Raw genomic sequence first — 23,242 nt, forward strand, 5'->3', positions numbered from 1 at the left:
GGAGACCGACGGCGGGGTCGTCGGTCTCCGCGCGGCGACGACGGGGGCGCGGGCGCGGGCCTGTCGCGAGGTCCGTCAGGAGGCGCGTCGCCGCATCTCGTCGCGGGCCCTCAGCGCGCTCTCGTGCACCTTCTCCATCCCCTTGCGGGCCTTGGCCGCCAGCTGGTCGCCCTTGCCCTCCCTCTCCAGGGCGGAGTCGCCGGTCATCCTGCCGACGGTCTCCTTGATCTTGCCCTTGCCCTTCTGCACGGAACTCTTGCGCATGGCCGGCTTCCTCTCGTGGGGCGAACAGATCGTCCTGGAGGGCCGGGGATCCAGGCCCTCCACCAGCGGCTGCCCCCGTCACCGGGGATCATGCGGCGGCCCGGCCCGCGAGGTCACCGGCGGCGGCGCGCCCCCGCCCCGACGTACACCAGCCGGATCAGGCACACGGCGGTGACCACCCACACGGCGGCGAAGCACCACAGGGGGACGGCGGACGACGACACGGCGGCGAGGACGAACAGCGCGGCGCAGACGGCGCCGAGCCCCGCGGTGCACCAGCCGAGACGGCGCCGGAGGACCGTGCTCCACCGGCCTCCGGGGCGCGCGGGGGCGTGCCCGAAGGAACGCAGCTCGCGATCGAGGGTCTCATCGCCCCGTAGGCCCTCCTCGATGCTTTCGAGGAGCTTCCGTTCCTGGTGGGTGAGCTTGGGTTCGTGCATGACGAGCTCCCGTCGAGCGGTCCGGTCACCGGTCGGTACTGGAACACATGTTCCTCGACTCGCCCGCGCCCGGGAATCCCCGCGTACGTCCTTCGTCCAGCATCTCCGAGAAAGGGCCGCGCCGCCGGTGGAGGACCGGCGGCCCCGTCCCGCACCGGCTCAGCCGCCTCCGCCGACGGCCGCCGCCTCCTTGGGTGCCCGGCCCAGTGCCCGGATCGCCGGGACGCAGAGCATGACGCCGATGAGGACGACACCGATCACCGAGGAGAAGAGCAGCACCCGGTCCGCCCCGAAGGAGTCCGCCGCCGGGCCGGCCAGGGCGCGGCCCAGCGGGATGACCATGATGGAACCGGCGACGTCGTAGGCCGAGACGCGGCTCAGGACGGCCAGCGGGATGTGGGTCTGCACGCTCGTCGCCCACATCACCCCCCAGAAGGCGAACCCGCAGCCGGCCACGACCCCCGTGAGCGCCGTGACCGTGAAGGACCAGCCGAGGGCCGGTGCCAACGGGTTCAGCGTGAAGAAGAACATCGCGCAGGCCCCCGCGACCAGCGGGCGCGGCGGGCGGACCCGCATGCCGAGCAGACCGCCGATGATCGTCCCGGCGCCGTCGGCCGAGGCGATCCAGCCGTACCCGCTCGCTCCGTGCTGCTCGGTGAGCAGGGCCGCGCCCAGGGGCAGGGCCGGGCCGAAGACGAAGAGGCCGTACACCGCCCATACGGCGATGACCCCCCACAGCCAGGCGCGGGAGCGGAACTCGTGCCATCCGGTGGCCAGCCGCCGCAGCATCGGCTCGTCGCTCTCGTCCCGGGCCGTGCCGAGCTTGCGCAGCGGCGCCAGGCCGAGGGCGCTCAGCGCGTACGCCGCCGCGATGACCACGAAGGACCCCGCGACGTCCCAGTAGGCCACGAGGAGACCGGCCACGCCGGGGCCGAGCAGGGTGCAGATCGCCTCGGAGATCCGCAGCAGGGCGTTGGCCCGCTGGATGTCCTCGGCGACCTGCGGCACCAGGCTCGCCAGCCCCGGCTGGAACATGGCCGTCGCCGCGCCGCTGAGCGCGAGCAGCGCCATGATCTGCCACAGCCGGATGTCCGTGGCGACCAGCAGCACCGCCAGGGCCAGCATGGCCACCATGCGCACCACGTCCGCGCCGACCATCATCACCTGCGGGGTGAACCGGTCGGCGAGCACGCCGCCGAACAGGACCAGCAGGACGATCGGCGCCATCCAGGCGGCCAGCGCGTATCCCACGCCGCCCGCCCCGTACCCCGCCCCGAGCACGGCGGTCGTGAGCGACACCATCAGCATGCCGTCGGCCAGCAGCGAGGTGCTGCGGGCCGTGAAGAACAGCCGGAAGCGACTCGACCGCCACGGGCTGGGCGGAGAGCTCTGCTCCCGCCGCGCGGTTACCTCATCCATCGTCATGTCACATCCGCCGGTCCCGGCCGGTCCCTTCGCTGAGAATCTGCTGACGGAGCCAAGCGCTGCTCCGGTCCGCCTCCGCCGGCGGGTCCTGGACGATCACGTACCGGCGCGGCGCCAGCACTCCCGGGCGGCCGGGGAGGGCGTCCATCAGTGCGGTGTGGGCCCCCGCCGGGGTCAGCGGGGTGGAGCCGGCGGCGATGTACGCGGTCAGGTGCGCGGCGGTGTCACCGGCGGCCTCTTCGGGCGGAGTGCTCCCGCTCTCGTGCGGGGCGTCCGCCGTGACGTGGACGGGCAGGCCGCCCAGGGCCCCGCTCAGGGCCTCCGCCACGAGGGGCGGCGACGTCCAGGAGCCGTCCACCCGGCACCACCGGGGCCCGCGCTCGACCGGGTGCACCCCCGTCAGCCCGCTGAGCGACGCGAGCGGCACGTCGGCCGCGCCGACCGCCTCCAGGAGCCGTACGAGACCGGTGAGGAAGCCCTCCGCCTCGTCCCGCTTGAACAGCGCGGGGTCGGCCCACAGGGAGAGGTGGACCAGCGGATCCGTCGCGTAGACGAAGGTCAGCACGCGGGTCGGCAGGACCTGGTCCGGTCCCCAGCTCAGTTCGAGGTCCGGCCCGGTGGCGTCCTCGGGGTTGCCCGACGTGACGGTGGCGACGGTGTCGGGGAGCGAACTCACGTCGTTGAGGACGACGTCGCGCGCGAACTGGCTGCCGCGCTCGAAGGTGGCCCGCCCGATCATCTCCCAGAGGGCGACCGCGTCGAACTGACTGTGCCGGTAGGCGTTCAGGGCCGCCCCCCAGGCCTTCTTGAGGAGCGTGTCGAAGCTCGGCACCCGGACGTCGAGGGAGAGCAGCGCGTCCTGGGAGAGGGTGTTCACCGAGCGCGCGAGCCGGGGGTGGTACCGGTTGGAGGTCGGGACGGCGGCCACACAGGCGGGCTGCCCCGTCCGGTGGGCGACGAGCGCGCACCAGGCGGTCAGCAGCACGGTGGCCGAGGGACTGCCGGTGCGCTCGGCCGCCAGGGCCAGGGCCCGCGCGGCCCGCCGCGACCGGAGGGTGAGCCGGGGTGTCGCCACCTCGGTGCCCCCGGCGCCCGGCTCCGCGAACATCGCCTGGGGACCGGTGCGGATGATCCCCTCCCAGTACCGCAGCGAGGCCCCGGACTTGCGGAGCCCGGCGGGCGTCGCCTCCTCGGTGGCCAGGTCGAGCGGGGTGAGGGAGGCGAGGGGAGGAAGCGACTCGCCCGCGAGCAGGCTCAGCCACTCCGCCTTGAGGACCGCGAGCGCGCCGACGTCGGTCACGGCGTGGCTCGCCGCCATGGTCACGAAGGCGGGCGCCCCGGCCAGGGTGACCAGGGAGATCCGGAGGGGGAAGTCCCGGTCCAGACGGAAACGTTCGATCCGTGCGCCACGGGCCAGGGACTCGGCGTACGCGGCGGGTCGGCCGGGGAACGCGTCGTGGTCGAGGACGGTGACCGTGAACGCGCCCGCCGGTGCCACCACCTGCTCGCCGGGCGCGCTGCCCGGGCCGTGCGGAAAGGTCGTACGCAGGGCCTCGTGCCGTACGGCGAGCGCGCGCAGCGCCTCGATCACCGCCTCCGTGCCGGTCCCCTCGGGAACCGGCCACACATCGTGGATGTTGATGTGCTCGGGCTCGTCCCGCAGCATGCAGCGGATCATGTTGGCCTGCCCCATGGTGACGGGGCCCCGGCGCGCCTCACCGCCCGCGTACGCGACGGTGACGGTGTGCGTGCTCCTCGGCTGGGGGCGGCTCATGCGATGCCTTTCACGGACGCTTGCGGCAGGGCGGGGCGGTGGTCCCGACGGCTCGCCCGGGCCAGGGCCTCCCAGACGTCGGTCAACAGGGCGAACTCCTCCATGTCCTGCCGGGCCTCGTCGACGAGCCGGTCGCGGCGGGCCGCGAGGACGTCCGCCGCCGTCGCGTAACGCCCGCCCAGCTTGCGGAACGAGCGGTCGAGGACGGCGAACCGTCCGGCGTTCTCCGCCGGATCCACGCGCGCGCCGTCCCGGACGAACCCGGCGACGGCGGAGGCGCTCACGTGCCCCTCGGCGTCGAGCAGCGCGTCACCGGCCTTCTTCAGCCCCGCGTAGACGGCGTCGAAGTGCGGGGCAGAGAGGAGGAACTTGGCGAACCGCACCTGGTAGGCGAGGAATCCCTCGTCGGAACGGCGCTCGCCCGTATGGAAGTTGACGATGTGCCGGTTGTGCAGGACGCCCGGCAGGCGGGCGTCCTGGACCAGGTGGATCAGGAAGTAGTCGCTTCCGATGGTGTCGGTGGCGGGCGGCAGCGGCACCCGGCCGTAGACCTCGCGGTCGAAGGCGATGTTGCACATGTCCACGCGGGTGGGGCTGACGCTGGTCAGGGTGGAGAGATCGCCGGCGAACGCGGCGGTTCCGGCGCCCCGGAAGGACTCCTCGATGAGGTTCCTGCGCCAGATCTCCGGGTAGCCGGCGGGGACCGACAGGCCGACGACGTCCTCGTACACGGCCGGGTCGAGCCGGCGGATCTCCGCGACGTCCACGGACATCTCGCCGACGAAGGATCCGCCGACCATGGCCACCGGCCGGTCCGCGCACGCCGGGTCGAGCCGGCTCCGGGACACCAGGCCGGAGACGTCGGCGGCCCGGCGGCCCAGGGTCATGAGCTCGTGGTGGAGGGGGAAGACCGGCTCGCCGTCCAGGTACTGGTAGCGGCTGTCCGAGTCACGGCGGTGCACCGACGCGCAGCCGAGGGCCTCCGCGAAGAGGAAGGCGCGGTTGGTGCAGGCCCCGTAGGAGACGCGCGACGGGAGCATCAGATCGAGCACCCGCTCCGGCGCGGCGACGCCGGACCGGGCGACGACCCCCTGGAGGAACGCCCTCTGCTCGTCCTCGTCCAGGTGGTGCACGACCACACCCGGGACCCGGGGCAGCGTGGCCACGGCGGCGCGGTGCTCGGCGAGCACGGCGGGGCCGGAGGAGTCCAGGACGAGGAGGTGCACCTCGACGCCGAAACGCCGGGCGCCGTACGCGGCCTCCTCGGCGACGGCCCCGATGGTCGCGGCGCAGGCCCGGTTGGTGGGCAGGGTCAGACAGACACGGCGCACGCCGGCTCCCCGCCCTGGTCGGGGACGGCGGCGGGCGCGGCGGTGGCGGGCGGCGTGCCGTGGGGCGTGCCCGCGCCCGTGGCCGTTTCTTTGACGCCGGCCGTGGCCGTGGCCGTGGTCGTGCCCGTGCTCGCCTCGGCGCCGGTGTCCTTCCACGAGGTGAGTCCGAGCAGGCGGCTGCCGAGCTCGTTCAGGGTGGCCGTGGGGTACCGCTTGGACTCGTGGAGCACCGGGTCGCCGACCAGGGTCCGGTTCCAGCGCGGGGTGCGCAGATGGCGCCAGGAGTCCACGCGGGACTTCCTGAGCCGCTCGTGCTCTTCGAGCGCCGGCATCATCGACAGGTACTGGACCGCCCGCACCTGGTCCAGGGAGACGTTGCGCGCCACGCCGTGGGCGAGCAGGCCGTTCCAGATCAGCAGGTCGCCGGGGCGCAGGTCGGGACGGACGACGGGGTACTCCGCGCGGTCCACGGCGGGCCGGAGGGGGTCGCGGTCGGACGGCTGGGCGATCCTCCACTCCTCGAACCGCCGGAACAGCTCCGGGTCGCACTGGAAGCCGCCCGACTCGGGCCGGGTGTCGTTGAGCGCGATGATGCCCTGCACCCGCTGCGGCGGGACGCCGAGCGTGGTGTCGATGTCCCAGTGCAGTTCGATGTCGAAGCCCCGGTCCGTGGGCTCGATCAGGGCACGGTCACGGTTCCTCACGTTGGGCGGGTTGAGGTTGAGCCGGTCCTGGGTGACCCACAGCTCCTCGCAGTCCCAGACGTCGACGAAGGCGTCGTAGACCCGCTGGGACTGCCGGTTGTCCCAGAGGAGCTGGTGGTGGTACGCCTCGACGAAGCCGTAGACGTGCAGCTGCTGGTCCAGTTCGGAACGGAACGGGCGGTCCTCGTACCAGCTGTCGGGCCTGTCGGGGTCGAGGCCCTGGAACTCCCAGGTGAAGTCGAGGAGTCGCTTCGCCCTCTCCGCGGGAACCGCCTCCCGGACGATGACGTATCCGTACGTCTGCCAGTGCGCGAAGTCCTCCTCGGACAGCACCCGCAGGGGCCGCGACTTCTTCAGTTCCCGCAGGGTGGTCTGGGCGAGGTAGGACTCGCCGTCCGCGCTGAAGTACGGCAGGTCCGACGCGGCCCGGTGGAGGTGGGGGCGGCGGGGGCGAGGGGGAGCGGGTGTCGTCATGTGGTCCCTCCAAAACGGGAGTCGGGGGAGGAGATTCGGCTCGGCGGCGGGCGCGGGCGCCGGGAGGGGCGGCCCGTGCTCTCCTCGGTCGGCGGACAGCACGGGGCGACCCCCGGCGCGGGGCCGGTGGCGGACGGCATGGACGGACGGCTCGACGTGACGCGGGTGCGTGGCCACGTCGTTCAGCAGAATTGGTTTAGACCATAGCTGGTGTCAAGTGTCATCTCAATATGCGGAGTTGTGTCGGGAGGGTGGCCGTCACATGACGTACACAAGATCGTCGACACGGCGGCTTTGGTCTAGACAACAGCCTCGCGGCTGGCCTAGTGTCCCCATGCGCAGTCCGGTCCTGACGGGGAATCAGCCGGCCTCCTCGCCGCGCGTCGCGGTCAACGGTGACCACGCTCACGGACGGTCGCACGTACCCGCGTACACGGGGGATCTCGTACGCACCACCGCGACGATGCCACAGCCGGCCCGTGCCGCCCGTCCGGCCGACACCCTTGACTGTTCGTCCACGCCCCAGAGGGAGCGGATTCCATGACCACACCCAGCGCCACGGCCCTGCCGGACGGCGGCCTGAAGAGCCCAGGTGCGGGCCTGATCACCCTGGACCCGGTCCGCACCGCGCTCCTGCGCGGTCTGGACGACCTGCTCACCGGACTGGCCGCACGGCTCTCCGCACCCGAGGTCGTCGGCCCGCCGCTGCTGTCCGTGGAGGGTCTCGCGAAGCTCGACTTCTTCCGCAACTTCCCCCATCTCGGCGTCTCCGCAGGGCGGTTCGAGCCGGGCGCGCTCGACGGCCTGGCCGCCGGCGAGGCGCCGGGAGAGCTGCCGCTCCGGCCGACCGGCTATCTGCTGCCGTCCGCCACCTGCTACGGACTGCTGCTCTCCCTGGAGGGCCGGGACGTCGGCGAGGACGGCCTCCGTCTCTCCGCCGCCGGCCGCTGCTTCCGCAACGAGACCCACTACGACGGTCTGCGCCGCCTCTGGGGCTTCCACATGCGCGAGGTCCTGTACCTCGGCACCAAGGAGGGTTCCGTCGAACACCTCGATCGGGGAGCCGAGTTCATCCTGGAGGCCGCCGCGCGCCTCGGACTGGAACTGAAGCGGGCCGTGGCCGACGACCCCTTCTACGACAAGGGCGGATCCCGCGCCAAGCTGATGGCGCTCGACCCGGTCAAGCACGAGTTCTGCGCGCCCGACGGCACCGCCATCGCCTCCGTCAACCGCCACCGGAACTTCTTCGGCGAGCGGCTGGACATCAGCGCGGGCTCGGCGGGACCGGCGTACAGCGCCTGCGTCGCCTTCGGCCTGGAGCGCTGGGTCCACGCCATGATCCTCACCCACGGCACGCCCGAGCGGGCCCTGGACCGGCTCCGCGACGCCCACCTCTCGTAACCCCGCCACGGCAGTGGCGCCCGCCCCACGTCCACCCGTACCGCAGTAAGGAGCGACCCCTCCCCATGGAACGCATCGCCGCGTGGCTTCACGAGAAGAACCCCGGTCTCGACGGCCCGATCGACGTCGACGAGGACCTCATCGAGGCCCGTCTCATCGACTCCATGGACTTCCTGGAGTTCATCGACCTCCTGGAGGACCTCTCCGGCACCAGCATCGACCTCCAGGACGTCACCATCGACGACTTCCGCACGCTCGGCCGCGTCCAGGAGCGCTTCCTGAGCGCCGCCGCCGGATGAGCGACCGCGCCGCCCCCGTCCGATGACCTTCGGCCCGGGAGCGGGCGGGAACGCGACCGAGCCGGGCGCCGTCGCCTCGGGCACGGACGGCCCCGGCCCGCGCACGGCCGTCGTCGTGGCGACCACCCGGGAGGTCCTGGACCACCCGGACCTGCACGAGGATCTGCTCGCGCCCTGGGAGCGGCGACGGCTCTCCGGGATACGGCTGCCGAGCCGCCGTGACGACGTGGTGGCGTCACGGCTCCTGGTCCGGCTGTGCGCCGCCCTCCACACCGGACTCCCGCCGGCCGGTGCGGCCCCGGCCCAGAGCTGCCCCGACTGCGGCCGGGACGGCCACGGGCGCCCGTACCTGCCCGGCCGTCCCGGCGTGGGCGTCAGTCTCAGCCACGCCGACGGCCTCGTCGCGGCGGCCGTCGGCCCGGGCGCCGTCGGCGTCGACGTCGAGCCGTCGACGCGCCGCCCCGGCCCCCTGCGGGTCCTTCGCCGCCTGCTGCCCGAGGCGGCCCTCGCCGAGGCCACGGCCCGGCCCGACCCCGGCCCGGCGCTGCTCCGGCTGTGGGTGCGCAGGGAAGCCCTGCTGAAGGCGGGGCGGGCCGACTTCACCGGCCCGGACGACGGCCTCCTCGGCCAGGACGGCCTCCACCTCCTCGAATGGACGGACGGGGACCGAGGCGCCGTCGTGGCGGTGGCCGGCACGGCCCCGGTGACGGTGCTCCCGGTCTCCGCGTCGGCCCCGGTGACGGTGGTTCCGGTCTCCGCGTCGTTCCGGTGACGGTGGTCCCGGTCTCCGCGTCGGTTCCGGCGACGGCGGTTCCGGGCCCCGGGCCCGCCGCGGCCGTGCGCCGTCGTGGCGGAGCCTCCCGCTAGAAGAGCCTCCGCCGGCCGCGTCGACGACGCCCCGTCGCACCCCACGCCCGGGCTCCCCGCCGCCGTCTCCGGCCACGCGGGCCGCTCTGGACCCGGTCGGCCGAATGCCGCGCGCGTGTCGGGCGAATGTCGGGCCTCGGGTGTGGGGCCGCGCCTCCCCGGTGGTAGGTCGTACGCCATGCAGCCAGGCACACCGCCGACGGTGACCCCCTTCCTCCGCACGGCCGCCGCCTACGCCTGGCGGCTGCTGATCGTCGGCGTGCTCGTCTACAGCCTCTTCGCGGTGCTCGGCCGCTTCCACGAGATCGGTGTGGCCGTCTTCCTCGGCCTGGTGATCACCGCGCTGCTGCGGCCCGTCGCCGACGTGGTCGCCCGGGGGCTGCCCCGGCCCGCGGCCGTCGCCCTCACCCTGCTCGGCAGCATCGCGGTCGTCCTCGGCGTGCTCACGCTGGTCGGCGAGGCCGTGGCGGGGGAGCGGACGACCCTCGTGCGCGAGTTCCGGGACGGGATCGGCCGGATCGAGAACTGGCTGGAGCAGCCGCCCTTCCGGCTGGACCCGGGGGCGCTGACCGGCCTCCAGTCCAGGATCGGCGAGTTCCTCTCCAGCCACCGTTCGACCCTGGTCAGCGAGGCGGTGAGCGGCGCCGGCCATGTGGTGGCCGTCCTGACGACACTGGCCCTCGCGCTGTTCTGCGCGGTGTTCTTCATCCACTCGGGCGATCGGCAGTGGGGCTGGTTCCAGGAACAGCTGCCGCGCTCGGTGCGCGGTCGGGTGACGATCGGCGGGCGGGCGGCCTGGCGGACCTTCACCGGCTACACCCACGGGATCGTGCTGGTCGCGGCGGTGAACGCGATCCTGGTCGGGGTCGCGCTCTGGCTCCTCGGGGTTCCGCTGGCGGTGCCGCTGGCCCTGCTGGAGTTCCTGGCCGCGTTCGTCCCGCTGATCGGCTCGCCGATCGCCCTCGCGGTCGCCGCCGTCGTGGCGCTCGCCTCGCAGGGACCGCTGGTGGCGGCGATCGTGGTCGGTCTGATCGTGGTGATCGGCCAGATCGAGGGGCATCTGCTGCACCCGCTCGTCATGAGCTGGGCCGTCCGGCTCCATCCCCTGGTGGTGGCGATCTCGGTCATCGCGGGTTCGATCGCCGCCGGCATCGTGGGCGCCGTGGTGGCCGTGCCCCTGGTCTCGGTGGTCTGGTCGGTCCACACGGCGCTCCGGGACGCCCGGCGGGCGACGGTGGGGACTGGCTGACGAGACGTCAGTCAGGGCCGGGGCGGGCCCGGTTGTCGTGCGGGGTCTTGCGCGGGAGATCGGCTCTCTCTACTCTCCCGGCCAATGGTTAGGAATATTTCCTAACCATTGGCCATGGAGGGAAAGGGAGTTGTCATGCGTCGACGAAGCGTCTCGCTTCTCGGGCTCGCCGGACTGCTGGCGGTACCCCTGACAGCGCTGCCGCAGGCACAGGCCGCCGACGGTCCGGTGTCCACCGGGAAAGCGGTGACGGCCTCGTCCGTCGAGACCTCGGCCTTCGGGGCCGGTCTCGCGGTGGACGGGAACGCGGCCACCCGCTGGGCGAGCCTCGAAGGGGTCGATCCGCAGTGGATCCGGATCGACCTCGGAGCCGTCCACACCATCTCCCGCGTCAAGCTCAACTGGGAGGACGCGTACGGGAAGACGTACAAGATACAGACCTCGACCGACGGATCGACCTGGTCCGACGTCTACTCCACCACCGCCGGTGACGGCGCGACCGACGACCTGACGGTCTCCGGCAGCGGTCGCTACGTCCGGATGCACGGCACCGGCAGAGGCACGCCGTACGGCTACTCCCTCTGGGAGTTCGAGGTGTACGGCGCGCCCGCCGGCGGCGGAGGCGGAACGGCCGCCGTCCCCTTCGGCAGCCACCTCAAGCCCTACGCCGCCGGCATCCTGAAGCCCTCGGGATCCCGGGCCGCCAACGACCAGAAGGTCGTCGACTACTACAACCGCTGGAAGTCCGCCTTCGTCCGGCAGAACTGCGGCAACGGCTGGTACCAGATCATCTCGCCCGACGCCGACCACCCGTACGTCGCCGAGGCGCAGGGCTACGGCATGGTCGTCACCGCCACCATGGCGGGCGCCGACCCCGACGCGAAGAAGATCTTCGACGGCCTCGTCAAGTGGAAGATCGACCACCCCTCCTCCATCAACCCGAACCTGCTCGCCGCCGAACAGGACACCGCCTGCAGGAGCGTCAACGGCGGCGACGGAGCCACCGACGGCGACATGGACGTGGCCTACGGCCTGCTCCTCGCCGACAAGCAGTGGGGGAGCTCCGGCACCTACGACTACAAGGACCTCGCGCTCAAGCACATCGCCGCGATCAAGAAGGACGAGCTCAACCCGACGACCAAGCTCCTGAAGCTGGGCGACTGGACCGGCTCGGGCGACCAGTACTACTGGATCTCCCGCACCTCGGACTGGATGGTCGACCACTTCCGCGCCTTCCGCACCGCCTCCGGCGACACCACCTGGGACGCCGTGCGCACCGCCCACCAGACCCAGATCTCCCGGCTCCAGTCGACCTACGCCTCCGGCACCGGACTCCTCCCCGACTTCGTCGTCGACACCAACACCACGCCCAGGCCCGCCCCCGGGCAGGTCCTGGAGGACCCCAACGACGGCGCGTACTGGTGGAACGCCTGTCGCACCCCGTGGCGCATCGCCGACGACGCGGTGACCAGCGGTGACGCCACGTCGCTCGCCGCCGCCCGGAAGCTCAACAGCTGGATCAAGACCAAGACCGGCGGCGACCCGAACAAGATCGCCATCGGGTACAGGCTCAACGGCACCCAGATCTCGGCGGGCAGCGAGGCCGCCTACTTCGCCCCGTTCGCGGTGGCCGCGATGACCGACCCCGGCAGCCAGGCCTGGCTGGACGCCCTGTGGAACAAGATGCTGGCCACCCCGATCGACACCGGCAGCTACTTCTCCGCGAGCATCCAGCTCCAGGTCATGATCACCGCCTCAGGGAACCACTGGGTCCCGTAGCCGCACGGACAGCGCCCCGAGGCAGCCGGACAGGGCCGCCGCGGTGCCGTCGAGCGGGAACCGGGCGGCGAGTTGCCCGTCGGGGCGTACGACGAGACCGGTGGGGCCGTCGGGGAGGTAGAGCCGTGCGAACTCCCCGGCGGCGTCCCGGTACGCCGGGACGCCGAGGGAGGCGGGCAGGGCGTCCCCGGCCCCCGCGTCCCGGGACAGGACGACGAGGACGGCGAGGGGGAGCGGGCCCGCGGCGGCTCGTGCGGCGTCCGCCGCCGCCCGCCCCAGCTCGGCGGCGTCGGACCCGTACAGCAGGACCACGTGCCCCGGCCGGCCGCGCAGGACGTCGAGCAGCCGGAGCGGGTAGGCGGCGACGGGTGTCGTCAGCCCGGCGCAGTCCGGGGCGCGGTCACCGGGCTGCGGCGCGCCGGGCGGGCCGTACGGGACGCCGGAGAGCGGACCGCCCCGGTAGCCGACGAGCAGCTGGGCCTCACGCAGCAGCAGGGACCGCCGGTCGCCCGGGTCGTTCCCGAAGCCCTGGGTGGAGTGCCGGACGGTCCGGCCGACGACCTCCTCGCCTACCGGACGACGCTCGGCGTCGTAGCTGCCGAGCAGCGCGGGCCCCGCCTCGCCGCGCACCACCAGACCGAGCTTCCAGCCCAGGTTGGCGGCGTCCTGGACACCGGTGTTCATGCCCTGCGCGCCGGTCGGCGGATGGATGTGGGCGGCGTCGCCCGCGACGAGGACCCGCCCCTCGCCGTAGCGGTCGACGATGCGGTGACTGATCCGGAAGACCGAGGACCAGCGCAGGTCGGAGAGCCGGGCGGGGCGCGGGGCGAGGCGGTCGACGACGGCCTGGAGGTCGGGGAGTCCGGGTCCGCGCCCGCCGTCGAGGCCGTGGACGATCCCGTCCGGCGGGGCCGCGCCGTCGGCCCGCCGGCGATCGGTTCCGGCCGCTCCGGCCGGCTCGGGCGGCACCTTCATCGACATCCGGTAGCGGCCGGCCCCCGGCAACGGGATGCAGACGAGCACGTCGACCGGGGAACCGTCGGCCGCACGGTGCTCGCAGCGGAGCGCGTACCCGGGAGGAAGCTCCCAGTCGGATTCGGCCACGACATCGCCCAGCATGTACGTCTCCGGGAAGGCGCCGCCCCCGAACGACAGGCCCAGCGTCTTGCGCACGACGCTGTGCGCCCCGTCGCAGCCGACCAGATAGCGGACCCGCAGCTCCTCCGAGGCGCCCGATGCGGTGCGCAGCGCGGCGGTGACCCCGTCCGCGTCCTGGGTGAAGGAGACCAGTTCCGTGCCGCGTTCGACAGCCGTGCCGAACCCGGTGACGTACTCCTCCAGGAGCCGCTCGGTCTCGTACTGCGGCAGCGCGGCGAACCCGTACGGCACCTCCGGCGGCAGCTCCAGGGCGAGCCGCGTCGCCTCCGTGCCGTTGACGTACGTCAGTTGGCCGCGTATCGGGACGGCGGCCTCCAGGACGGCCCGCGCCAGGCCCATCCGGTCCCAGAGCTCCAGGGTGCGCGGCTGGATGCCGACCGCCTTGGCGTACGGCAGACGCGCGGGCAGCCGGTCGACGATCCGGCAGCCCACCCCCTGACGGCGGAGCTCGGCCGCGGCACTCAGGCCGACCGGTCCCGCTCCCACGATCAGTACGTCGGTGGTGGTCCCGGTGTGCGCCACGGGTGCCTCCCAGTCCTCGCCGGCCTCCGGCCCGGTCCCCGTACTCCATGGTCACCCGCCGCCGCCGGTTCGGCGAACGGTGCGGAACCGGGGAGGGTGCCCGGCCCCCCTCCCGGACATGAGCGACGAGCCCGCACGGGGCCGGGGAGAGACGTCGGAGGCTCAGACGCCACCACCGCCCCGGCCGGCGGCGACCGTTCGGCCCCGGTCTCCGGGTCGTCGCGACGTTCCGGCACCCCCCGGCAGACCCCGGATCCCGGCCGGCGCCCCGGCATCTGACGGCCGATCACCGTGGAGTAGCGTGCCCGGACAGGGGGTCCTGCCGGCCCCGGTCACGGACGGGGCCGCGCGTCCCGCGAGAAGAGGACGAGGAACCCATGGCCCAGGACAGCACCCCGTCGGCGGTCGTCTCGCACCCGGTCGGGCAGGTCGTCGGCGGGCGAGGCGAGGTGCGGGACGACGAGTGGGGCGACGTCGTCTCGGTCGTCCGGATCGACGCGGCGGTCTTCGGCCCCGAGGCGCTGGCCGGTCTCGACGCCTTCTCGCACCTGGAGGTGGTCTACCACTTCGACCGGGTGCGGCCCGAGGCCGTCGAGACCGGCGCCCGCCACCCGCGCGGCAACACCGAGTGGCCGCTGGTCGGCATCTTCGCCCAGCGCGGCAAGAACCGGCCGAACCGCATCGGCGTCTCCCGCTGCCGGCTGCTCCGGACGGACGGACTGGACATCCACGTGCAGGGCCTGGACGCGGTCGACGGCACGCCGGTGCTCGACATCAAGCCGTACATGGCCGAGTTCGGCCCCCAGGGACCGACCTCCCAGCCCGAGTGGGCCGTCGAGATCATGCGCCGCTACTACTGAGCCAGGAGCCAGGAGCCAGGAGCCCCGGAGCCCGGAGGCGAACGCCGGGAGCCGGAAGCCCGGGGCCACGAGCCGGGTGCAGGCTCTCAGGACTCCGGTGCCGCCTCCACCACCCCGCGGGCGACGCCGAGTTCGACCAGGTCCCGAGGGCGCAGGCGCAGGTGGTCCGCGGTCGTGGCGGCCTCCTCCGGGGGGCGCTTGAGGATGGACGCGGCGGCCTCCGGGGCGATCACCGAGAAGTAACTGTCGGGCGTGGCCCAGAGGTTGCCGGGGGCGGCGAGGGCGAGCGCGCCGCCCGAGCCGCCCTCGCCGACGAGGAGGGAGGCGAGGGGGACGCGCGCGGAGGCGACCGCGGCGAACAGGTCGGCGATCGCCGGGCCCGCGCCGGCCCGCTCCGCCTCGGGGTCGTTGGCCGCTCCCGGCGTGTCGATGAGGGTGAGCACGGGGATGCCGAGCCGGTCGGCGAGGCGCACCAGGCGCGCCGCCGTACGGAAGCCGGCCGGGCGGGTCGCGGTCCCGCACTGCGCCGCGTAGGCGACCGTACGACCGTCGGGGAGCCGTCCGAAGCCGCACCGCATGCCCGGGTCGACGCCCCCGGCGCGGTCGCCGGAGATCTCCTCGCGGACGGTGAAGTGCGCGTCGAGGTAGGCGGCGGCCCGGGGGCGCTCCGGATGCCGGGCCCGCGCAACCGCCTCCCAGCCGCTCGCGGCGGGCGGCGCGTCCGGGGCGCCGAGCGCGTGCGGCGGGGTCACCGGGCCCTCGGCGGGGCGGGTCAGCAGGGAGAGCCAGCGCCCGAGCGTGTCGCGGAGCGAGGCGGGATCCACGATCGCGTCGACGTGGCCGTGGGCGAGCTGCGCCTCGGCGGTGTACGCGGCGGGGTCCGCGTCCGGCGGGCGGACGCGGGAACCGGCGAAGGCGACCTGCGCTCCGGGCAGGGCGAGGGCGACGTCCGATCCCGCGCCCAGGGTGGCCCAGCCGCCACCCGTCGTCGGGTCCCGCAGGACGGCGATCTGCGGCAGTCCGGCTGCCCTGGTGCGGACCGACTCGCCCGCCAGGCGCTGGAGTTGGAGCAGGGCCCGCATGCCCTCGTGCATCCGGCTGCCTCCGGTGGCCGGCAGGACGACCACGGGCAACCGCCGGGCGCGGGCCAGCGCGTGGGCGGCGGCGGCACGTGCTCCCGTCCGCTCCCCGAGCGAACCGCCGAGGAAACGGAACTCGAAGGAGACGAGGACCGCCTCGACCCCTCCGATCGTGCCCGTACCGCAGACCACCGACTCGGTCTCGCCGGTACGGTCGGCGGCGCGCGCGTGCGCGGCGGAGTACCCGGGCCAGTCGATCGGCCCGTCACCCTTCAACGGCCCCTCGGCGAAGGGAAGTTCGGTGAAGTCGTCGCTGGTGACGAGGGCGATCGCCTCGCGTGCCGTCGTGGGGTCGCTCATCGGTGGCCTCGCCGCTCGTCGCCGGAGGGTGGGGGAGGTGCGGCCGGGGACGGGCGTACCCGGGTCGTACGGACCCCACCGTACCGTTCGGCCGCGCGCCGTCCTCCGTGGCCTGCGTCACCCCGCGCTCACGCCAGGATGCCGCTCCCGTGCGGGGCGTACAGGTCCAGGAGGCGGACCCGGGTCACATGGAGGCGGTGGGCCAGGATCGCGCCCACCCAGAACATGACCGACGCCCCGAACTCCGTGTCCCCGCGGCACATCGAGCGGACGGCCGGGGCGTCGAACTCGTGCGCCCGCACCGGCGTCATCGCCTCGGCGCCCGACTGGCACAGATAGGGCGGGAACAGCCACGACAGCCCGACCAGCTCCCCGTGGCGCAGGGTCTCGATCACCGGCGCCCCCCGACCCGGAACCTTCGCGTCGAGCGTCACCGCGCCCGTCTTCACGATCCAGAACCGGTCGGCGTGCTGCTGTTCCTCGAACAGCCGGTGACCGGACTCGAAGTGCACGTCCTCGGCGAAGGCCATCAGGCGCTCCCGATGCTCCTGAGGCAACGTGCTGACCTTGGGTGCGGCACTGCTCATGGCGGACCCTCCTCGCACACTCGGCTCCCACCCCCAGTGTCCGTCAGGGTGCCCCGGCGCGCGTCTGCTCCGGCGGACGTGCGGTGCGGCCACCCCTCCCGTAGCGTGACGCACGGTGCGGCCCCCCTCCCGAAGAGAGACGCCGGGTGACGGGGCGCAAGCAGGGGCGGGATCCACTCCCTCGCGCAGAACGGTACGGAACCCATGGCAGACAAGCCCACGATCGTCCTCGTCCACGGCTTCTGGGGCGGAGCCGCCCACTGGGCGAACGTCATCGTCGAACTGGACAAGCGCGGACACGACAGGATCCGCGCCGTCGAGAACCCGCTCACCTCGCTCGCCGACGACGCCGAGCGCACCCGGAAGATGGTCGGGCAGGTGGACGGGCCCGTCGTCCTCGTCGGCCACTCCTACGGCGGCGCGGTGATCACGGAGGCGGGCGACCTGCCGAACGTGACCGGACTCGTCTACATCGCCGCGTTCGCACCGGACGCCGGGGAGAGCCCGGGCGGGATCAGCCAGGAGCACCCGCCGGCCGCCTTCGCGAACATCGCGCCCGACTCCGACGGCTACCTGTGGATCAAGCAGGACAAGTTCCACGAGAGCTTCGCCCAGGACCTGACCCGGGAGGAGGCCCTCGTCATGGGTGTCACGCAGAAGGCGCCGCTCGCCTCCACCTTCGGCAACGAGGTCACCGCCCCGGCCTGGCGGAACAAGCCGACGTACTACCAGGTCTCCACCCAGGACCGCATGATCCACCCCGACAACGAGCGTCGTATGGCCGCGCGCATGAACCCGCGCAAGACGGTCGAGCTCGACGCGAGCCACGCGTCGCTCGCCTCCCGGCCCGTCGAGGTCTGCGACCTGATCGAGCTGGCCGTACGCGAGACCGGGGCCTGACCCCTCAGGCCGTGGCCCGGGCCCGCGCCCGCCGCTCCGGTCCGGTCCCCGGGCCTCCCGCCCGCCGGTCGCCCCCGGGCCGTCGCCCGCGCCCCTACGCCACCGTGACCCCCCGGCCCCCGGCCGGGGGGTCACGCCGCGCCCCGCCCGCTCACCCTCCGTGCCCGCCCTCCGGAGTGCGGGGGTCCGGTGGAGGGCGGAGCATGAACGTGAGGAGGGAGCGGCAGACGGGGGCGTGAGCCAGGAGGGTGCCATGCCCGTCCCGGAAGGCGCGGACGGCGGCGACGCGCTCGTCGTGCTGCGCGGCGTCGACAAACACTTCGGCACCCTGCACGTCCTCCACTCCATCGACCTCACGATCCACCGCGGCGAGGTCGTCGTCGTCATCGGGCCCTCCGGCTCGGGGAAGTCGACGCTCTGTCGCGCGATCAACCGTCTGGAGACCATCGACAAGGGCGAGATCGTCGTCGACGGGCGCCCGCTGCCGGCCGAGGGACGCGAACTCGCGGCCCTGCGGGCCGACGTCGGCATGGTCTTCCAGTCCTTCAACCTCTTCGCGCACAAGACCGTGCTCGGCAACGTCACCCTGGGCCGGATCAAGGTCCGCAAGAAGGACCGGAAGGAGGCCGAGGAGCGCGCCCGCGCCCTCCTCGACCGGGTCGGTGTCGCCGAGCAGGCGGAGAAGTACCCGGCCCAGCTCTCCGGCGGCCAGCAGCAGCGCGTGGCGATCGCCCGCGCCCTCGCCATGGATCCGAAGGTGATGCTCTTCGACGAGCCGACCTCCGCGCTCGACCCCGAGATGATCAACGAGGTCCTGGAGGTCATGCAGCAGCTCGCCCGGGACGGCATGACGATGGTCGTCGTCACCCACGAGATGGGCTTCGCCCGCTCCGCCGCCAACCGGGTCGTCTTCATGGCCGACGGGAAGATCGTCGAGGAGACGACCCCGGACGAGTTCTTCAACAACCCGCGCAGCGACCGCGCCAGGGACTTCCTCTCCAAGATCCTCCATCACTGAGGTGATCCTCATGAACCCGACCAGGACCGGCAGGGCCACCGTGGCGATCGCCGCGGCCGTGGTCCTCTCCTTCACCTCCGCCGGATTCGCGAACGGCGCCACCGGCGCCGTGCCACGCGACCACGGCGGCGACGAGATCACCGTCGGCATCAAGTTCGACCAGCCCGGGATCGGCCTGAAGACGCCCGACGGCACCTACACGGGCTTCGACGTCGACGTGGCCACGTACGTCGCCAAGCAGCTGGGCCACGAGCCGTCCGACATCGTGTGGAAGGAGGCCAAGAGCGCCGACCGGGAGACGCTGCTCCAGCGCGGTGACGTGGACTTCATCGCGGCCTCGTACTCGATCAACGACGAACGGGCCGAGAAGGTCGACTTCGCCGGTCCCTACCTCCTCGCCCACCAGGACGTCCTGATCCGCGCCGACGACGACTCCATCAAGCAGCCCTCGGACCTGAACAACAAGAGGCTCTGCTCCGTCACCGGCTCGACGTCCGCGCAGAACGTGAAGGACGACATCGCCCCCGACGCCCAACTCCAGGAGTACGGCGGTTACTCCGAGTGTCTGACCGGACTCGAGAACGGTGTCATCGACGCCGTCACCACCGACGACTCGATCCTCGCCGGATACGCCGCGCAGAGCCAGTTCAAGGACAAGTTCAAGCTCGGCGGCTTCAAGATGAGCAACGAGAACTACGGCATCGGCGTCCAGAAGGGCAGCGACCTCAAGGCGAAGATCAACACGGCCCTGGAGAAGATGGTCGCCGACGGCTCCTGGGACGCGGCGGTCGAGAAGAACTTCGGCCCCGCCGGCTACCAGAACGAGCCCGCGCCGAAGATCGGCGTCATCGTGGACTGAGCGCCCGCCGTGTTCGACTTCCTCCAGGGGTACGACCTGCTCGGAGCCTTCTGGGTGACGGTGCAGCTCACCGTCTACTCCGCGATCGGCTCCCTCGTCTGGGGGACGCTGCTGGCCGCGATGCGCGTCAGCCCCGTCCCCCTCATGCGGGGCTTCGGCACCGTCTACGTCAACATCGTCCGCAACATCCCGCTCACCGTCATCATCGTCTTCACCTCGCTCGGTCTCTTCCAGACCCTCGGCGTCAGCCTGGGCGCCGACCGGTTCACCACGATCAACTTCCGGCTCGCCGTCCTCGGACTCACCGCCTACACCAGCGCCTTCGTCTGCGAGGCGGTCCGCTCCGGGATCAACACGGTCCCCCTCGGCCAGGTCGAGGCCGCCCGCGCCATCGGGCTCAGCTTCCCCCAGGTCCTCCGGATCGTCGTGCTCCCGCAGGCCTTCCGTTCCGTCGTCGGCCCCCTCGCCAACGTCCTCATCGCCCTCACCAAGAACACCACCGTGGCCGCCGCCATCGGCGTCGCCGAAGCGGCCCTGCTGATGCGCGAGATGATCGAGAACGAGGCCCAGCTCATCCTGATCTCCGCGATCTTCGCCGCCGGCTTCATCTGCCTCACCCTGCCCACCGGGCTCTTCCTCGGCTGGGTGGCCAAGAAGGTGGCGGTGAAACGGTGAAGACCCGACCCACCGTCCTCTACGACGTGCCCGGCCCGCGCGCCCGGCGGCGCAACGTCCTGTGGACCCTGCTCTTCCTGATCGCCCTCGCCTCCGTGGTGTGGTGGGTGCTGGCGAGCCTCGCCGACAAGGACCAGCTCGAATGGTCGAAGTGGGCCCCCTTCTTCACGGACGCCCGGGTCTGGGAGACGTACATCCTCCCCGCCCTCAAGAACACCGTGATCGCCGCCGGACTCGCCATGGTGCTCGCCCTGCCCCTGGGCGCGCTCCTCGGCATCTCGCGCCTCTCCGACCACCGGGCCCTACGGGGAACGGCGGGCACCGTCGTCGAGTTCTTCCGGGCCATCCCCGTCCTGATCCTCATGCTCTTCGCCAACGCGGCCCTCTCCGAGTTCACCGACATCAGCCCGGACACCCGCCCGCTGTACGCCGTCGTCACCGGCCTCGTCCTCTACAACGCGTCCGTGCTCGCCGAGGTCGTCCGCGCCGGCATCCTCGCGCTCCCCACCGGCCAGACCGACGCGGCGAAGGCCATCGGCATGCGCAAGGGCCAGACCATGACGTACGTGCTCCTCCCGCAGTCGGTCACGGCCATGCTGCCCGCCCTCGTCAGCCAGCTCGTGGTCATCGTCAAGGACACCGCGCTCGGCGGCGCGATGCTCGGCTTCTCCGAACTCCTCGCCTCCGTCCGCCCGCTGAGCGCCAACTACGGGGCCAACACGATCGCCTGCTTCACCGTCGTCGCCGTGATCTTCGTCGTCCTCAACTTCGCGCTCACCACCTTCGCCTCCTGGCTCGAAGGCCGGCTGCGGCGCGGCAAGAAGTCCACGGGCGCGGTCGTCGGAGCGGGGGCCGTGGAGGAGCTGGCCACGCCCGGCGAGCACATGGGCCCGGCCGACGGGACCAAATGACCCCGGACGGGGCCCGTGCACGGGTCCCCCCGGTGCCACCTCCCGCGTGGCCGTGCGCGGGCGTGTCGAGGCGCCCCTCGCGCGCGGGGCCCGGCCGCGCGCGAGGGGGGTGTCAGACGGCCGGGAAGGCCAGCACCGCCACCGGGTCCGAGGTCGGCTGCGGCGAGCCGCCGGCCGGTTCGACCGTGACCCCCATCCCCGAGGCCCCGTCCACGGGCCCCTGCAGGAGCGTCGCCTCGGCGGTGGCCCCCGGGTCCATGAGCCCGGCGGGGCGCATGGTGCCGTGGTCGTCGTACCAGAGCTGGTAGACCTTGCCGGCCGGCGGAGGCGCCATGCCGGACGCCGCGAACACCGCCCGGTCCAGCGAGGCCGAGACGACGACCGTGCCCACGGCGCCGCCGTCGAGCCGGCTGGTGGCGACCCGGGCGTCCGGGGCGGCCAGGACCACGGCCACGGCGTCGTTCGCCGCCCGCGCCCGGTCCGTCTCCTGCCGGGCGTCCCCGGCCCGCTCGTACTGCCAGGCCGCGACCCCGCCGAGCCCGACGGCCCCGGCCAGGCATGCCGCCAGCGCCCAGTGCGACCACCGCCGGAGGCCGCGCCGCCCGCGCGGGGTCCGCACCGGACTCGTGGTCGGCGGCGGCTCCTGGCGTACGGTCGCGATCCGCTCCATCACCCCGGCCCGCAGCGTGGCGGTCGGCGTCATCGCGACGGCGAGTCCGAGCCGGGCCACGGTCTCGGAGAACTCCTCGACCTCCAGGGCGCACGAGGCGCACCCGGCCAGGTGCAGCCGTACGGCCCCGCGCTCCTCGGGGTCCAGGGCGTCCAGCACGTACGCGCCGGTCAGCATGTGCGGATCCACGGCGTTCACGCGCCCACCCCCAGGCAGTCCCTGAGCCGGATGAGCCCGTCGCGCATCCGCGCCTTGACGGTGCCCAGAGGCGCCGCAAGCAGTTCCGCGACCTCCCGGTAGCTGAGGCCGCGGTAGTACGCCAGCGTCACCGACTGACGCTGCAACTCGGTGAGGCCGCGCAGACAGCGCCGTACCTGCTCGCGCTCCAGACGGCTCTCCACCTGCTCCACGACCTCGTCGTAGGCCGGCGTGTGGTCCAGGAGCGCCACCCGCTTCTCACGGTCCGACGCCGCCTGCTCGGAGCGCACCCGGTCCACGGCCCTGCGGTGCGCGAGCGTCAGGACCCAGGTCATCACCGACCCGCGCGCGGGCTGGTAGCGGGCAGCGGTGCGCCACACCTCGACCAGCACCTCCTGGGCGACCTCCTCCGACTGGGCGGGGTCCCGCAGCACGGTCCGCACGAGGCCGAGCACCGGCCCGGAGACGGCCTCGAAGACGCCCGTGAAGGCCTGCTGGTCGCCCAGGGCCACCCGGCCCATCAGTTCGGGCAGGTCCGGAGCCGTGGACCGGGCTCTGCCGATCCGTACGTTCTCTGTCACCGGGGAGATCCTCCAGAAGGCATTCGGGTACGTGGAGGGATTCGGAGCCCTCGGTCCGTCGGACGGGTCGCTTTCGAACTTCTTTCTCACAGCTTCGTGCGTCGAGGGGCGGTGGCGGGTCCTCATCACTCATTCGGGCGACAGAGCCATCCGGACGCGGGCCCGCGCCGAATAACGGGCGTGGGATTCACCGGCCGGTGGGTCCCGTAGCCCCAGGAGCGATCATGAACAGCAAGACCTTCCGCCGTGCCGCCGTCGCCGTGACCGCCGCCGTCCTGCTGCCGCTGGGCCTCACCGCCTGTTCGGCCGAGGCGAGCGGCGACGGAGCCGCTGCGCCCGCGGCTCCGTCGCAGTCGACCACGGCCGCGAAGGCCGACGGCCCCTTCGGCCCCGGGTGCGCCTCGGTGCCGAAGGAGGGCGCCGGGTCCTTCGACGGCATGGCGAAGGACCCGGTGGCCACGGCCGCCTCGAACAACCCCGAACTGTCCACGCTGGTCACGGCCGTCAAGCAGGCCGGTCTGGTCGACACGCTGAACACCGCGGAGAACATCACGGTGTTCGCGCCGACCAACGCGGCCTTCGCCAAGATCCCGAAGGCCGACCTGGACAAGGTGCTGGCGGACAAGGCGATGCTGACCGACATCCTGACCTACCACGTGGTGGGCAAGAAGCTGACCCCGCAGCAGCTGGAGAACGGCTCCTTCGAGACTCTCCAGAAGGGCACGCTGACCACCAAGGGCTCCGGCGAGTCCTTCACGGTCAACGACTCCGCGAAGGTGGTCTGCGGCAACGTCCCCACCGCCAACGCGACGGTCTACATCATCGACACGGTGCTGATGCCCAAGTAACGGTGCCGA

General features: G+C 72.9%; 23 protein-coding genes. 12 read left to right on the forward strand and 11 right to left on the reverse strand.

Annotation, left to right across the window (positions count from 1 at the left end; genetic code table 11):
* Nucleotides 1-75: 75 nt before the first annotated feature.
* The 6 genes from ABT129_RS13520 to ABT129_RS13545 form a co-directional block, all read right to left on the reverse strand.
* Nucleotides 76-264, reverse strand: a complete 189-nt coding sequence (locus tag ABT129_RS13520; protein WP_351900386.1) for a CsbD family protein — start codon at nt 262-264, stop codon at nt 76-78.
* A 113-nt stretch (nt 265-377) separates the two neighbouring features.
* A complete protein-coding gene (locus ABT129_RS13525; RefSeq protein ID WP_351900388.1) occupies nt 378-704 on the reverse strand; it encodes a hypothetical protein in 327 nt (108 codons plus the stop codon).
* A 159-nt stretch (nt 705-863) separates the two neighbouring features.
* Nucleotides 864-2,129, reverse strand: a complete 1,266-nt coding sequence (locus ABT129_RS13530; RefSeq protein WP_351900389.1) for an MFS transporter — start codon at nt 2,127-2,129, stop codon at nt 864-866.
* A 1-nt stretch (nt 2,130) separates the two neighbouring features.
* Entirely contained in the window at nt 2,131-3,903 is a 1,773-nt protein-coding gene (locus tag ABT129_RS13535; RefSeq protein WP_351900391.1) for a condensation domain-containing protein, read from the reverse strand.
* Nucleotides 3,900-5,234 (reverse strand): DUF6271 family protein, encoded by a 1,335-nt coding sequence (locus ABT129_RS13540; RefSeq protein WP_351900392.1) that lies wholly within the window; start codon nt 5,232-5,234, stop codon nt 3,900-3,902. Before ABT129_RS13540 ends, ABT129_RS13535 begins: the two co-directional genes overlap by 4 nt.
* Nucleotides 5,216-6,412, reverse strand: coding sequence for a phytanoyl-CoA dioxygenase family protein (locus ABT129_RS13545; RefSeq protein WP_351900394.1), 1,197 nt, complete (start codon nt 6,410-6,412; stop codon nt 5,216-5,218). Before ABT129_RS13545 ends, ABT129_RS13540 begins: the two co-directional genes overlap by 19 nt.
* Nucleotides 6,413-6,952: 540 nt before the next feature.
* Here ABT129_RS13545 and ABT129_RS13550 point away from each other — a divergent pair.
* From ABT129_RS13550 to ABT129_RS13570, 5 genes are all read left to right on the forward strand, one after another.
* The gene (locus ABT129_RS13550; protein ID WP_351900395.1) at nt 6,953-7,813 is read left to right on the forward strand and encodes a class-II aminoacyl-tRNA synthetase family protein; all 861 of its coding nucleotides are present in this window, start codon (nt 6,953-6,955) and stop codon (nt 7,811-7,813) included.
* Nucleotides 7,814-7,878: 65 nt separating this feature from the next.
* Complete coding sequence (locus tag ABT129_RS13555) at nt 7,879-8,112, forward strand: acyl carrier protein (RefSeq protein ID WP_351900396.1); 234 nt, start codon at nt 7,879-7,881, stop codon at nt 8,110-8,112.
* A 22-nt stretch (nt 8,113-8,134) separates the two neighbouring features.
* Entirely contained in the window at nt 8,135-8,884 is a 750-nt protein-coding gene (locus ABT129_RS13560) for a 4'-phosphopantetheinyl transferase family protein (protein WP_351900398.1), read from the forward strand.
* A gap of 273 nt (nt 8,885-9,157) precedes the next feature.
* Entirely contained in the window at nt 9,158-10,228 is a 1,071-nt protein-coding gene (locus tag ABT129_RS13565; protein ID WP_351900399.1) for an AI-2E family transporter, read from the forward strand.
* A gap of 135 nt (nt 10,229-10,363) precedes the next feature.
* Nucleotides 10,364-12,007, forward strand: a complete 1,644-nt coding sequence (locus tag ABT129_RS13570; RefSeq protein ID WP_351900400.1) for a glycosyl hydrolase family 8 — start codon at nt 10,364-10,366, stop codon at nt 12,005-12,007.
* Here the strand turns inward: ABT129_RS13570 and ABT129_RS13575 are convergent.
* A complete protein-coding gene (locus tag ABT129_RS13575) occupies nt 11,984-13,687 on the reverse strand; it encodes an FAD-dependent monooxygenase (protein WP_351900402.1) in 1,704 nt (567 codons plus the stop codon). The genes ABT129_RS13570 and ABT129_RS13575 overlap by 24 nt on opposite strands.
* A gap of 377 nt (nt 13,688-14,064) precedes the next feature.
* Here ABT129_RS13575 and ABT129_RS13580 point away from each other — a divergent pair, with 377 nt between their 5' ends.
* Entirely contained in the window at nt 14,065-14,547 is a 483-nt protein-coding gene (locus tag ABT129_RS13580; RefSeq protein ID WP_351900403.1) for an SAM-dependent methyltransferase, read from the forward strand.
* Nucleotides 14,548-14,633: 86 nt separating this feature from the next.
* On the opposite strand, the gene ABT129_RS13585 is transcribed toward ABT129_RS13580, so the two are convergent.
* Nucleotides 14,634-15,986 carry a carboxyl transferase domain-containing protein gene (locus ABT129_RS13585; RefSeq protein ID WP_351900405.1) on the reverse strand — a complete coding sequence of 451 codons (1,353 nt, stop codon included), beginning with the start codon at nt 15,984-15,986 and terminating at the stop codon, nt 14,634-14,636.
* Between the two features lie 128 nt (nt 15,987-16,114).
* Nucleotides 16,115-16,573 carry a Crp/Fnr family transcriptional regulator gene (locus ABT129_RS13590; RefSeq protein ID WP_351900406.1) on the reverse strand — a complete coding sequence of 153 codons (459 nt, stop codon included), beginning with the start codon at nt 16,571-16,573 and terminating at the stop codon, nt 16,115-16,117.
* A gap of 204 nt (nt 16,574-16,777) precedes the next feature.
* On the opposite strand from ABT129_RS13590, the gene ABT129_RS13595 reads away from it, so the two are divergent.
* From ABT129_RS13595 to ABT129_RS13615, 5 genes are all read left to right on the forward strand, one after another.
* Nucleotides 16,778-17,473: an alpha/beta hydrolase gene (locus ABT129_RS13595; RefSeq protein ID WP_351900407.1), complete on the forward strand. Its 696-nt coding sequence runs from the start codon at nt 16,778-16,780 to the stop codon at nt 17,471-17,473.
* 253 nt (nt 17,474-17,726) lie between these two features.
* Nucleotides 17,727-18,491: an amino acid ABC transporter ATP-binding protein gene (locus ABT129_RS13600; protein WP_351900409.1), complete on the forward strand. Its 765-nt coding sequence runs from the start codon at nt 17,727-17,729 to the stop codon at nt 18,489-18,491.
* 10 nt (nt 18,492-18,501) lie between these two features.
* Nucleotides 18,502-19,350: a glutamate ABC transporter substrate-binding protein gene (locus tag ABT129_RS13605; protein WP_351900410.1), complete on the forward strand. Its 849-nt coding sequence runs from the start codon at nt 18,502-18,504 to the stop codon at nt 19,348-19,350.
* 9 nt (nt 19,351-19,359) lie between these two features.
* Nucleotides 19,360-20,025, forward strand: a complete 666-nt coding sequence (locus ABT129_RS13610; RefSeq protein WP_351900412.1) for an amino acid ABC transporter permease — start codon at nt 19,360-19,362, stop codon at nt 20,023-20,025.
* Nucleotides 20,022-20,936, forward strand: a complete 915-nt coding sequence (locus ABT129_RS13615; RefSeq protein ID WP_351900413.1) for an amino acid ABC transporter permease — start codon at nt 20,022-20,024, stop codon at nt 20,934-20,936. Before ABT129_RS13610 ends, ABT129_RS13615 begins: the two co-directional genes overlap by 4 nt.
* 112 nt (nt 20,937-21,048) lie before the next feature.
* Here ABT129_RS13615 and ABT129_RS13620 read toward each other — a convergent pair whose 3' ends face one another.
* Together ABT129_RS13620 and ABT129_RS13625 are read right to left on the reverse strand one after the other, a co-directional pair.
* Entirely contained in the window at nt 21,049-21,804 is a 756-nt protein-coding gene (locus ABT129_RS13620) for an anti-sigma factor (protein WP_351900414.1), read from the reverse strand.
* A complete protein-coding gene (locus ABT129_RS13625) occupies nt 21,801-22,385 on the reverse strand; it encodes a sigma-70 family RNA polymerase sigma factor (protein ID WP_351900416.1) in 585 nt (194 codons plus the stop codon). The genes ABT129_RS13620 and ABT129_RS13625 overlap by 4 nt, the downstream gene beginning before the upstream one ends.
* A 224-nt stretch (nt 22,386-22,609) precedes the next feature.
* Here ABT129_RS13625 and ABT129_RS13630 point away from each other — a divergent pair, with 224 nt between their 5' ends.
* The gene (locus ABT129_RS13630) at nt 22,610-23,233 is read left to right on the forward strand and encodes a fasciclin domain-containing protein (RefSeq protein ID WP_351900417.1); all 624 of its coding nucleotides are present in this window, start codon (nt 22,610-22,612) and stop codon (nt 23,231-23,233) included.
* Nucleotides 23,234-23,242: the final 9 nt, after the last annotated feature.

It is taken from the genome of Streptomyces sp. NPDC002057 (assembly GCF_040296665.1).
GTDB lineage: Bacteria > Actinomycetota > Actinomycetes > Streptomycetales > Streptomycetaceae > Streptomyces.

Bases quoted from the DNA above. Each gene is read 5' to 3' on its own strand.
- ABT129_RS13520 (WP_351900386.1), bottom strand. From the start codon at position 264: ATGCGCAAGAGTTCCGTGCAGAAGGGCAAGGGCAAGATCAAGGAGACC.
- ABT129_RS13525 (WP_351900388.1), bottom strand. From the start codon at position 704: ATGCACGAACCCAAGCTCACCCACCAGGAACGGAAGCTCCTCGAAAGC.
- ABT129_RS13530 (WP_351900389.1), bottom strand. From the start codon at position 2,129: ATGACGATGGATGAGGTAACCGCGCGGCGGGAGCAGAGCTCTCCGCCC.
- ABT129_RS13535 (WP_351900391.1), bottom strand. From the start codon at position 3,903: ATGAGCCGCCCCCAGCCGAGGAGCACGCACACCGTCACCGTCGCGTAC.
- ABT129_RS13545 (WP_351900394.1), bottom strand. From the start codon at position 6,412: ATGACGACACCCGCTCCCCCTCGCCCCCGCCGCCCCCACCTCCACCGG.
- ABT129_RS13550 (WP_351900395.1), top strand. From the start codon at position 6,953: ATGACCACACCCAGCGCCACGGCCCTGCCGGACGGCGGCCTGAAGAGC.
- ABT129_RS13555 (WP_351900396.1), top strand. From the start codon at position 7,879: ATGGAACGCATCGCCGCGTGGCTTCACGAGAAGAACCCCGGTCTCGAC.
- ABT129_RS13560 (WP_351900398.1), top strand. From the start codon at position 8,135: ATGACCTTCGGCCCGGGAGCGGGCGGGAACGCGACCGAGCCGGGCGCC.
- ABT129_RS13565 (WP_351900399.1), top strand. From the start codon at position 9,158: ATGCAGCCAGGCACACCGCCGACGGTGACCCCCTTCCTCCGCACGGCC.
- ABT129_RS13570 (WP_351900400.1), top strand. From the start codon at position 10,364: ATGCGTCGACGAAGCGTCTCGCTTCTCGGGCTCGCCGGACTGCTGGCG.
- ABT129_RS13580 (WP_351900403.1), top strand. From the start codon at position 14,065: ATGGCCCAGGACAGCACCCCGTCGGCGGTCGTCTCGCACCCGGTCGGG.
- ABT129_RS13585 (WP_351900405.1), bottom strand. From the start codon at position 15,986: ATGAGCGACCCCACGACGGCACGCGAGGCGATCGCCCTCGTCACCAGC.
- ABT129_RS13590 (WP_351900406.1), bottom strand. From the start codon at position 16,573: ATGAGCAGTGCCGCACCCAAGGTCAGCACGTTGCCTCAGGAGCATCGG.
- ABT129_RS13595 (WP_351900407.1), top strand. From the start codon at position 16,778: ATGGCAGACAAGCCCACGATCGTCCTCGTCCACGGCTTCTGGGGCGGA.
- ABT129_RS13600 (WP_351900409.1), top strand. From the start codon at position 17,727: ATGCCCGTCCCGGAAGGCGCGGACGGCGGCGACGCGCTCGTCGTGCTG.
- ABT129_RS13605 (WP_351900410.1), top strand. From the start codon at position 18,502: ATGAACCCGACCAGGACCGGCAGGGCCACCGTGGCGATCGCCGCGGCC.
- ABT129_RS13630 (WP_351900417.1), top strand. From the start codon at position 22,610: ATGAACAGCAAGACCTTCCGCCGTGCCGCCGTCGCCGTGACCGCCGCC.